General features: G+C 55.2%; 13 protein-coding genes. 10 read left to right on the forward strand and 3 right to left on the reverse strand.

Annotation, left to right across the window (positions count from 1 at the left end):
* Positions 1-281 (forward strand): MAPEG family protein (locus E1180_RS00505; protein ID WP_196220485.1); only part of this gene is annotated, 281 nt, incomplete at its 5' end.
* Between the two features lie 47 nt (positions 282-328).
* Here the strand turns inward: E1180_RS00505 and E1180_RS00510 are convergent.
* From E1180_RS00510 to E1180_RS00520, 3 genes are all read right to left on the reverse strand, one after another.
* The gene (locus E1180_RS00510) at positions 329-1,069 is read right to left on the reverse strand and encodes a substrate-binding periplasmic protein (RefSeq protein ID WP_283404428.1); all 741 of its coding nucleotides are present in this window, start codon (positions 1,067-1,069) and stop codon (positions 329-331) included.
* Positions 1,070-1,234: 165 nt separating this feature from the next.
* Positions 1,235-1,669, reverse strand: a complete 435-nt coding sequence (gene msrB, locus E1180_RS00515; protein ID WP_155189131.1) for a peptide-methionine (R)-S-oxide reductase MsrB — start codon at positions 1,667-1,669, stop codon at positions 1,235-1,237.
* A gap of 141 nt (positions 1,670-1,810) precedes the next feature.
* Positions 1,811-2,782 carry a sensor domain-containing diguanylate cyclase gene (locus E1180_RS00520; protein WP_208996764.1) on the reverse strand — a complete coding sequence of 324 codons (972 nt, stop codon included), beginning with the start codon at positions 2,780-2,782 and terminating at the stop codon, positions 1,811-1,813.
* A gap of 422 nt (positions 2,783-3,204) precedes the next feature.
* Here E1180_RS00520 and E1180_RS00525 point away from each other — a divergent pair, with 422 nt between their 5' ends.
* From E1180_RS00525 to E1180_RS00565, 9 genes are all read left to right on the forward strand, one after another.
* Positions 3,205-5,592 (forward strand): putative monovalent cation/H+ antiporter subunit A, encoded by a 2,388-nt coding sequence (locus tag E1180_RS00525; protein WP_155189132.1) that lies wholly within the window; start codon positions 3,205-3,207, stop codon positions 5,590-5,592.
* Positions 5,592-6,011 (forward strand): Na+/H+ antiporter subunit B, encoded by a 420-nt coding sequence (locus E1180_RS00530; protein ID WP_155189133.1) that lies wholly within the window; start codon positions 5,592-5,594, stop codon positions 6,009-6,011. Before E1180_RS00525 ends, E1180_RS00530 begins: the two co-directional genes overlap by 1 nt.
* Positions 6,011-6,388 (forward strand): Na+/H+ antiporter subunit C, encoded by a 378-nt coding sequence (locus tag E1180_RS00535; RefSeq protein WP_155189134.1) that lies wholly within the window; start codon positions 6,011-6,013, stop codon positions 6,386-6,388. The genes E1180_RS00530 and E1180_RS00535 overlap by 1 nt, the downstream gene beginning before the upstream one ends.
* Before the next feature lie 6 nt (positions 6,389-6,394).
* Complete coding sequence (locus E1180_RS00540; RefSeq protein ID WP_155189135.1) at positions 6,395-8,008, forward strand: Na+/H+ antiporter subunit D; 1,614 nt, start codon at positions 6,395-6,397, stop codon at positions 8,006-8,008.
* Positions 8,008-8,484, forward strand: a complete 477-nt coding sequence (locus tag E1180_RS00545; RefSeq protein ID WP_155189140.1) for a Na+/H+ antiporter subunit E — start codon at positions 8,008-8,010, stop codon at positions 8,482-8,484. The genes E1180_RS00540 and E1180_RS00545 overlap by 1 nt, the downstream gene beginning before the upstream one ends.
* The gene (locus tag E1180_RS00550; protein WP_155189136.1) at positions 8,481-8,837 is read left to right on the forward strand and encodes a cation:proton antiporter; all 357 of its coding nucleotides are present in this window, start codon (positions 8,481-8,483) and stop codon (positions 8,835-8,837) included. Before E1180_RS00545 ends, E1180_RS00550 begins: the two co-directional genes overlap by 4 nt.
* Complete coding sequence (mnhG, locus tag E1180_RS00555; RefSeq protein WP_155189137.1) at positions 8,834-9,178, forward strand: monovalent cation/H(+) antiporter subunit G; 345 nt, start codon at positions 8,834-8,836, stop codon at positions 9,176-9,178. The genes E1180_RS00550 and mnhG overlap by 4 nt, the downstream gene beginning before the upstream one ends.
* A 318-nt stretch (positions 9,179-9,496) precedes the next feature.
* Positions 9,497-9,913, forward strand: coding sequence for a Ros/MucR family transcriptional regulator (locus E1180_RS00560; protein ID WP_155189138.1), 417 nt, complete (start codon positions 9,497-9,499; stop codon positions 9,911-9,913).
* Positions 9,914-10,141: 228 nt separating this feature from the next.
* Positions 10,142-10,555: a helix-turn-helix domain-containing protein gene (locus E1180_RS00565; RefSeq protein ID WP_208996765.1), complete on the forward strand. Its 414-nt coding sequence runs from the start codon at positions 10,142-10,144 to the stop codon at positions 10,553-10,555.
* Positions 10,556-10,701: the final 146 nt, after the last annotated feature.

A 10,701-nucleotide genomic window follows, 5' to 3' on the forward strand; every position in this document is an offset into this window, starting at 1 on the left:
GGCGGGATACCACGCCGGAGCGTGGGAAATACGCGGGCCGTGCGGAGAAAGCGCTCATTAACTTAAGAGAAAATCTGCCATTTTTTCTAGCGCCTGCCCTGCTGACCTATGTGGTCCCCGGCACCGACAGCGAGCTCGCCGTACTTGGCGCACAGCTTTTTGTTTTCGCACGCTGTATCTACGTTCCGGCCTACTTGTCGGGCATTCCAGGTCCACGCTCTGTGGCTTATGGTCTGGCTCTTCTTGGAAATATCATAATGGTATACGCGATTGTGGGGTGACGCATGTTTTTGCGGCACTGTGAAAGCTTATACCAACGCCAGCTCGCCTATTCTGCGTATTTGTCCACGATCTGCCAATAGCGCGGATTACGCCAGACTTTTGAAACAGCTGCGGAATAGCGTGCGCGCATCTCAGGCGATACATCCTTGTTTGCTGCGAGCCATTGAATTCCGTGGGACAGGGGAGCTCCTGCAACAAGCGCTTTTGGATCAAAGCCAAGTGTTTTGGCCGTGTAATTGGCCCTCACACGCATTGTGTACCAGGCATCGATCCTTCCAGCGTACAGCATTGCTGCCAGCTGCTCTGCCGTTGCAACTTCGGAAATGTTGGATACGCCGTGGCGTTTCAGGATCCTGCTCCGCTGGCTGCCCAAATGCACGCCAATCGGGCGGACTGCCGTTTTGGCTTCCTCCGCAGTGTTTATCTGGCGTTCGAGCGTTACGAAAACACTCTCAGTGTAGATCAGAGGGGCGATGTAATGAAATCTGCTCCGCCGTTCACGGGTTGAGGCAAGTGCGAACAATAGCGAGCCGGAGGTTTTTTCGGCGAGAATTTGTGCCCGTTTCCAAGGGGCGTATCGGATCTCCAAATCAATTCCAGCCTCCTCTGCAACCAGTTCCATTAGCTCAACCGTAATTCCCTTCTCGGCTTCATTAATCGATAGGGGAGGGAGATATCCGGTGTACGCGATAACTTTTTCGCGCGGCGCGTCCAGATCCGAAGCCTGCGCAAGCGAAGCGAAAAAGCAAGCAGCCGCGAAGGCCGCGACATGGCATGTTTTCAGCACTTTCAACAATTTTGCGCCCCGGTATCGATGACAGAATATCGTCATAAATACCGAAGGTAAGTAACGGAACCGTAAAGGAGACGGGCGGATTTCTAGAAAGATACCTTAGAGTAATTCCGTTCTTAGCGGGGGCGTCCGTCCCGCTTCTTGCGATTTGCTGTCGGGTCAGCGGCTACCTTCCGGCAGACTGCCATCTTTCACGAACGCCATCGCATGGCCGTTCATGCAGTAACGCAATCCGGTCGGCGGCGGTCCATCGGGGAAAACATGGCCAAGATGCGCGTCGCACCGGTTACAGCGGATTTCTGTCCGGATCATGCCGTGGGAATGATCTTCGATTTCCTTGATGGCATCCGGGCTGACGGATTGGAAGAAACTGGGCCAGCCGCACCCGGCATCGAACTTGGTATCAGACAGGAACAGAGGCGCGTCGCAGCAAACGCAGTCATACCGTCCAACGTCGAAGCTGTTCCAAAAGGGTCCCGTGAAAGGGCGCTCTGTACCGGATTGCCGGGTAACAAAGAACTGCTCCGGTGTCAGCTGATCCATCCATTCAGCGGTGGTTTTCTGAACTTTCTGGGCCTTCGTCGTGTCGCTCATTATGATCGTCCTGAGGGGGAGTTATACGTTCCAAGAAAGTAGCCGCTAGCCTTGCCACGGCAACCCCGTTCGGGAAATAGGTATGATTTTCAGACAAGTAAGTCCGTTTTGCGCAAACTTCGCTAGCGCACGGCTGCCTTGTTAGCGGCCCAGATAGTTCATGACCGTTTTGACCCTGTCTCCGCCTTCCTGCCGGGCACGGAAGACGCAGTTCTCCGCAGCAGCCAGAAGAAACTCGCTGCTTTCCGACGCACCGGTGGACTCGGCAACCGAACAGGCCGCACCAACAGACGCCGTAACGATGCCGTCACCCAAGGTGTTATCCGGATTGGGTATGGCAAGATCCTTGATAGCGACATGCAGATAGGCGCTTATTGTCTCTGCCCCAATCTCATGGGTTCGAGGCAGAAGCAGAGAAAACTCGGAATTTGAGGTTCTTGCTGCGATATCGGCTGGCCGGCGTGCTGTTTCTTTCAAAGTGGTTGCGACTTTAACCAGGCAATCTTCCGCGCCGGACGGACCATAGTGGTTTGTCAGTGCATCAAATTTATCAATGGAGATCTTGATAAGGCTCGTGTGGGTTTTTTCGCGGAGTGCGACCGCCCATTCGCGTCTCAGGCCCTCTTCAAATGCCCGGCGGTTGAAAAGCCCGGTGACGGGATCTGTCTGGGTCGCAGCTTCCAGCTGGTTCTCCAGCTCTTTCTGCTTGGCAATCGAACGTATGAAGACGGCATAACTTTCAGGTTTCCCATCCGAATCCTGTAACAGGTGCACCGTAACTTCTGCCCATGCATGAGGTCCAAACGCAGTCCTGAGCTGTAAATCGGCGTGTGGCAATGGGGCGTCGGGATTGGCAGTGCCGCACAGGATATCGTGGAGCAATTCGGCGTCCGAGTTTGGCGTGCCGATATAGACCAAGTCCGTCAAGTTGTCGGCGAGCTTTGTCCAGCTCCAGCCAAAAAGTCTTTCTGCAGCGGGTGACACAAAGCGGACCGACCCATCCAGGTTCATCAGCAAGATGGCGTCATTGCTCAGCGTTACAAGGGCGCTGAAATCCACACCGGAAATGTCGCCTTGATGGCTGATCGACGGCATCGGTCTGTCAGTGTCCAACGGTTCTCGCCCCGCTTTGCTCATGTCTAACACTCTCAGCTTTCAGCAGAACTGGCCGGATTTCAAGTTTCAAATCGTACAGGGATCGATTTGAGAGGAATCCGGCTGTTCAAGATTGGGCTGTTTGAGCAGCAAAGATTTGTTAAGGCTCTGGCAACGCCAGTCGAAAGGTTTCGATGACTCTGTCCGAAAATCAGCAGCCTTTCATCTTGAACATCAGTACATGGCGCAATACATGCCAGCCGAAATAGTGGGTATGTTGCTGGGGGGGTTATGAAAAACGCTGTTGTCGCGCTTGATAACACTAATCCTTCATCCTAAGACATGTTAAGACGTCCCTGGCCCGTTATCATTCAGCGGCGTGGTGCTGATTCGTGCGATCACGCCGACCGTTTCTTTTCAAACTGTCACGAAAGTTCAGTATGACGCCCGCAGTGATCGACGACACCACCCTTCTTGCGGTCCTGGCTCCGTTTGCTGCGGCCGTTGTCGCACCTATCCTAACGCGCTGGTTCAAACACAATGCAGCATGGCCGCTTGCGCTCGTTCCAGCCCTGATTTTCGTCCATTTCGCAGGGTTTATTTCGCCTGTTTCCATTGGCGGAACATTTGTTGCCGCCGTGGCATGGGCGCCCAGTTATGGTGTGAACTTTTCAGTCTATGTTGATGGTCTGTCTACGCTTTTCGCGCTGTTGATCTCCGGTATCGGAACGTTCATCATTCTTTATGCTGGCGGATACCTGAAAGGGCACCCGCAGCAGGGCCGTTTCTTCTCGTTTCTGTTTCTGTTTATGGGGGCAATGCTGGGGCTGGTGCTCGGCAACAACCTCTTCACGCTCTTCATCTTCTGGGAACTGACATCCATTACATCCTTCCTGCTGATCGGGTTTGACCATTTGCGGGCTGCCTCGCGCCGGGCTGCAATCCAGGCGCTTGTCGTGACCGGCGGCGGAGGATTGCTGCTGCTGGCCGGGATCATCCTGATCATAAACGTGACCGGCCAGATGGAGATGTCGGCACTGCTGGCCTCGCCAGACGTTATCAAAGACAGTGGCTGGTACCTGCCGATCTTCATCCTTGTCCTCGGCGGTGCATTCACGAAATCTGCCCAGTTCCCCTTCCATTTCTGGTTGCCCAACGCGATGGAGGCGCCGACTCCGGTGTCTGCGTTCTTGCACTCCGCAACCATGGTCAAGGCAGGCGTCTATCTTCTGATGCGGATGCATCCGGTGTTGGGTGAGACGGCCTTGTGGACCACTGTTCTGCCGCTGTTCGGGGGCGTGACACTGCTGGTTGGAACCATTCTCGCTGTCCGTCAAACCGATCTCAAGCTGATGCTGGCCTATACGACCGTCGCCTCGCTCGGTCTGCTGGTCATGCTGACCGGAAGCAGTTACGAGAAAGCTCTGGAGGGCGCTGTGCTTTATCTGCTGGCGCACTCCTTGTTCAAAGGCGCGCTGTTCATGGTCGCTGGTACAATCGACCATGAAGCAGGCACCCGCGATGTAACCAAGCTGGGCGGCCTGCGTTCGGCCATGCCAATTACATTCGCCGCAGCTTGTCTTGCCGGTCTGTCCATGTCTGGGCTTCCTCCGTTCATCGGCTTCATCGCGAAGGAAATCCTTTATTACGGGACATGGGGTTGGCCAGGCACTGGCCTGGTCATGACAGGTGTTGCCGTAGTCGGGAACGCGCTGATGCTGGTCATAGCGGCGGCCGTTGCGATCAAGCCTTTCTTCGGACCGAAAACCGACACACCGAAGCATGCGCATGAAGGGCCCGTGCTGCTTTATGCTGGACCAGTTGTTCTATCTGTTGTTGGCCTCATACTTGCCTTGATCCCGCATACGACAGGCGTGTTGTTCATCGGTCCGACTTTGTCGTCGCTTGTCGGTACGTTCACCCAGATCGATCTGCATCTGCTCCCGGCCAAAATCATCTCGCCTCCGGTCATTTTGTCCACCATCACGGTTGCGCTGGGCGTTGTCCTCTTCCTGCAGCTGGATCGGTTGCGGGCTATGATTGCCGGGGCGCTGACTGCTATCGGCTGGGGGCCGGACAAAGGGTTCGACCAGGCAATCGCCGGGATCGTATCGGTGTCGTCCGCCATCACCCGGCTTGTTCAGGGCGGCAAGATGCAGACCTATATGGTGTTGACCTTTGTCGCGGCCGCTGGCGCTGTTCTCGTGCCTGCCATTGTCGGCGGCGGATTGCCCGCTGTGCCGCAGATGCCGGTGCACACATTCTATGAATGGAGCATTTTCCTCGTGGCGGTCCTCGGGCTTGTGGCGGTGCTGATTGCGAAGACACGCCTGACAGCGATCGTCTCGCTTGGGATTCAGGGTTTTGCCGTTGCGATCATTTTCCTCTTGTTCGGGGCACCCGACCTTGCCTTCACGCAGCTGATGGTCGAGACGTTGTCGGTCGTTATTCTGGCGCTGGTCATGACCCGGCTCAACCTGTCGCCGCGCGATCACCGCAGCAGTACCGCATCCATGGTGACGGGCACGATTGCGCTTTCTGTTGGTGCAGGGATCGGCTTGACGCTGATGGCAATTACCCAGCAGCCATTCGACCGGGCGCTGTCGGACTTCTTTACAGAGTACAGCAACTCAATCGCCTACGGCCGGAACATCGTCAACGTGATCCTGGTCGACTTCCGCGGCATTGATACGCTTGGAGAGATCGCCGTTGTTGCGCTTGCAGGGCTTTGTGTTCTTGCGCTCATTCGCGTTCATACCAAGCAGGCTGACCCGATTGGCGATCGCCCCAAGGCATCGAAATCCGCAAAATCGAAGGAGGCCGTGTGATGCGCACCGTCATATTCCGCACCATCGCGCCTTATCTGTCCGCTCTCATGGTGCTGTATTCGATCTTTGTTTTGCTCCGCGGCCACAATGAGCCGGGCGGTGGCTTTATCGGCGGTCTGATCGCAGCGTCTGCCCTGGCGATTTTCGGCATCGCCTGCGGCGTGGCATCTGTCCGCCGGGCCATCATCGTGCATCCCATGAGCCTTGCCGGCTTCGGGTTGTTCATTGGCGCAGCCGCCGGCGTGATTTCACTGTTCACGGCCCAGCCCTTCATGACCAGCCAATGGTGGCCGGTCAACCTGTTTGGCGTCGAGATCAAACTCTCAACACCGCTGATTTTTGATATCGGCGTTTATCTGGTGGTCGTGGGGGCAATCAGTTCCATTGCCCTGGCGCTTGAGGAAAGGGAGAGCGACTGATGGAAACGGTTCCAGCAATCCTGGTCGGGCTCTTCTTTGCGGTCTCGGTCTACCTGATGCTGTCCAAGCAGCTCGTCAGAATGATGCTTGGCATTGCGATCCTGGGCAACGCGGTCAACATGTCCATTTTCGTTAATGGCCGTTTGACCCGCGAAGTTCCGCCCGTAATTCCCGAGGGGCTTTTGGTTCCAACCGAGGTCACTGCGAACCCGCTGCCTCAGGCACTGGTCCTCACAGCTATCGTTATCTCCTTCTCCTTCTTCGCTTTCCTTCTTGTTCTGGCGTTCCGGGCCTACCAGGAAGTCGGCACCGACGACGTAAATGACATGCGCGTTGCCGAGCCCGAAAACGACCCACTTCCGCCGCAAGGATACTGATCTGATATGGCTGGTCCGACCACCACTACTGCCAAAGTTGATTACGCCGCTGCCATGAACCTTGCGCCGGTTGCCCCCGGTGACTGGCTTGTGGTTGCGCCGGTTCTGATCGGTTTGCTCGGCGGCGCGATTTGCCTCATGGCCCGCAAAAACGTGAGCCTGCAGCCGAAACTGGCGATGTTCTTCCTGTCGCTCCTTGTTGCGGCAAATGTCGGCTTGTTAGCGCGGGTCTTGGACCAGGGTGTGATCACCATGGTCATGGGCGGCTGGCTGCCGCCTTTCGGCATCGCCTTCACCGTTGACCCGCTCGGCGCAACCTTGTCTCTGATTGCTTCCGTCGTTGCGTTTTGCGCGGGGCTTTTTGGCATTTCAACGGTCGACTCCACCGGCCGGCGCTACGGTTTTTATCCGTTCCTTGTTCTGCTCATGTCAGGCGTGTGCGGGGCGTTCCTAACAGGGGATCTCTTCAACCTCTACGTCTGGTTCGAGGTGCTTTTGATCTCGTCTTACGGTCTGCTGATCCTCGGCAACAGCCGGGTGCAGCTGGACGGAGCCGTGAAGTATGGCGTGCTTAATCTCATCGGCACCAACTTTTTCCTGATCGGTACTGGCATGGTCTACGGTGTCTTTGGGACACTGAACATGGCCGATATTGCGATCAAGATCTCAGAACTCGATGCTCCGGCATCCGGCACCTTGCTGACGATCGCCGTTTTGTATTTCCTGGCATTTGCTATGAAGGCGGCTGCGTTTCCGGTCAACTTCTGGCTGCCTGCCTCCTACCACACGCCGAACATTGTTGTGTCGGCGGTCTTTGCTGGGCTTCTGACAAAGGTTGGCGTTTACGCGCTGCTCCGGATCATGGTGCTGATCATGCCGGCATCACGCGAGTATTTGGCAGATCTCATCGCACTGGTGGCCATTGCAACCCTTCTGACCGGAGCCTTCGGTGCGCTTGCCCAAAGTGAGATCCGCCGACTGCTTGGCTATCTTGTCATTGCGGGAATCGGAGCGATGCTGGCGGGCCTTGCAATCGGCACAAACCCGGAAGTCACAACGACCGCGATTTCGGGCACGATCTTTTATGCCGTGCATTCGATCATCGTGATGACCGCTCTTTACATGGCGGCCGGCGTTATGAACCAACTTGGCGGTTCCTACGATTTGCGCGGACTGGGTGGGCTTTATCAACAAAACGTTGCGTTCGCCGCGTTGTTCTTGGTGTTGGCATTCGCGGTTTCCGGGCTTCCGCCGTTCTCCGGTTTCTGGCCGAAGGTTATCCTGGTGGATGCCGCGTTCTCAGATGGCAGGGGCTGGCTCGGAGCTGCAATTCTGTTCAGCGGCTTCCTGACTACCATCGCCATGGGCCGCGTGTGGATCTATGCATTTTGGCGCGGTGGTCCTGAGGGAACGCCTGATGGTCAAGCCGTTGCGCCAGCAGACGGCCAGAGTGCAGGCACGGTCATCGGCGCCACCGTGTGGGTTCCGCTCGGTATTCTGACGGCAATGGTCGTCTACTTCGGACTGCAACCGGAATGGATGATCGATCTTTCCGCCCGCGGCGCAGCCGGGCTTGTTGATCCGCTCGGGTATGTGCGGTCTGTGTTCGGAGATCAATGATGACCAGCTTGTTCCTGATCAACATCTTGCTGGCGCTCGCTTGGGCCGCCGTCACAGGCAATTTTTCCGAGATCAATCTAGGATTTGGTCTGGTTCTTGGTTTCTTCGCGCTTTACCTGATCCGCGAACAGGTTGGAACGACTGCCTACTTCCGGAGAATTCGTCAGGCACTTGGCCTTGCGCTCCTATTCATTTACGAGCTGATCCTGTCTGCGTGGCGGGTTGCGGTGATCGTTATCCAGCCGAAGATCGAGCTGGAGCCCGGCATCATCGCCTATCCTTTGACCGTTGACCGGGATTTTGAGATCACCATGCTTGCCAACCTCATCACGTTGACACCGGGCACACTGTCCGTCGATGTCTCAGATGACCGCAAGACGCTCTATATCCATTGTATTGACGTTCCCGATCCGCAAGCGACGATCGATGACATCAAGAATGGCTTTGAGCGTAAGATTTTGGAGGTGTTCAGATGAGTTCGCTGGACGCATTTGCGGCAGACTTCCTGTCGTGGTCAATTACCTTCTCTCTTGGGATTTTGACCATCGCCTTCTTGCTGATCGTCTATCGCACGGTGAAGGGACCCAGTCTGCCTGACCGCGTGGTCGCTCTGGATATGCTTGTTGCCGTCGGCATCGGTTTTATCGCCGCGATTGGTCTTTTGACTGAGTATTACCTCTACATCGATATCGCCATTACGCTGGGACTTGTGGGCTTTCTGGCAACAGTTGCCTTTGCAAGATTTATCTTGAACAGGGGCCTGGCGGGGGACGACACAATCATCGAGGAAGTTGAAGAGAGCATCAAACGCCGGGAGGCAGGCCAATGACAGCCGTCGTCGCGATTATCACGGGCATCATGCTGATCATCGGAGCGTTGTTTGCGCTTATCGCTTCCATTGGGCTTCTGCGCCTGAAAGATGTCTACATGCGAACCCATGCAGCTTCTAAGGCTGGGACCCTCGGGTCAGGTTTGATGCTTCTGGCGCTGGCGCTCTATGCAGGTGACGCTTCTGTTGTCACCCGTGCGATCGCAGGGGTTGTGTTCTTTCTTTTGACGGCCCCTATCGCAGCCCATTTGCTGGCGAAGGCGGCCTACGAGGCTGGGTACCAGCCATGCGCCGATACCAAAATTGACGCCTTGAAAGAAACGCTGCCGCGAAAATCATAATTGGTGGCCTTACGGCCACTTACGCAGCGTGTTTGATATTTCCGTTATACTATCATTTCCTTGAATCTATCGCCGACTGTGAAATAGTCGTGATAAAGACAATTTGATGTTTATTGCTAGAATCTGCTGTTTATTTGTAAGTAGGGGTTGTCTGAAAAGGATCCCAGGGATATAAGGCTTCAACGTTCACCTGCGAAGTAGAATCGTTTTCTGATTTCCACGTCATCAAGTAACCGTTTTCTTGCCGATGCTTCGACGTTGCGATTTTGCAGGTAATAACCACAAGAGATATTAATTTCCGCGAACTACAGGTGAAATATGACTGAAAATCCGGTTGATGCCAATCTGATTGACCTGACTGCAGACATCGTGTCGGCATATGTGAGCAATAATACGGTTGCCTCTACAGATTTGCCCGGTTTGATCAATGAGGTTTATGGCGCGTTGCAGAAGACGGCAACCGCCGCAAACGAACCTGAGCCCGAGCCGCTTAAGCCCGCAGTTCCGGTCAAGAAATCGGTCATGCCGGATTACATCATTTGCCTTGAAGACGGCAAAAAGTTCAAGTCGCTGAAGCGCCACCTGCGGACCCACTACAATATGACACCGGAAGAGTACCGGGATAAGTGGGACCTTGGTGCAGACTATCCGATGGTTGCGCCGAACTATGCGGCAGCACGCTCGGAACTCGCCAAGAAGATGGGTTTGGGACAGCAGCGCAAGCGCTCCAAATAACCCCGGACACATACCGGTCTTTAAGAAAGCCGCCCAATCGGGCGGCTTTTTTCGTGTGCTGTATCAAAGCTTACCCGGACAAGTGACGCGTTCTGGCTGTTTACCATTAATGGTCCGCTTTAAGGTTGTTGATGAACTTATCCCCCACCATAAATTGTGACGGTACACTGTAGGAAAATAAGCCTAGCCGACAAGAAGCGTGATGTTTCACCAATCGGGAGTAACAGAATGGTTCGGATGAGGGGATGGGAGTACCGGACGGGTCTTGGGGGAGGCCGCGTTGGAGTTCATCAGCTACTGACACAAAACCGGCTTGCCGCACACCTTCACCTTGCTGAAGGGTATGTGTCGCGCGCCTACTGTATCAAACCTATCGAATTCTACCTTGAGACCCGCGGGCCCGCTCACATAGCCGAAGCACGTCAGCTCGTCATGTATCTTGCTCATGTTGAGTTCGGCATTCGGGTCAGCGACATCGCAAGAAGATATGGCCGGGACCGGTCAACGGTCGCTCATGCTTTTAAATCGATAGAAGACCGCCGCGATGATGTCGGATTTGATATGATGGTTGGACAGATCGCAAATCTTATTTCCCTGCGTCAGGACCCGCTGTTTTCCGACTGGCGGAGGGTGGCTTCATGAGTTGGGCAGTCGGTACGGGCAAGGCGGACCGGAAACAGAGGCTTCGTTTTCTCAAGGCTCTATGCAAGCCGAATACCTTGCTTAAGCGGGATAGCTGCAAGTCTGGCTGGACCTGTGAACAGGCCAGCGGGGAAAGCGCACTCTGG

This window comes from Roseibium denhamense, from assembly GCF_009711415.1.
Taxonomy (GTDB): Bacteria; Pseudomonadota; Alphaproteobacteria; order Rhizobiales; family Stappiaceae; genus Roseibium; species Roseibium denhamense.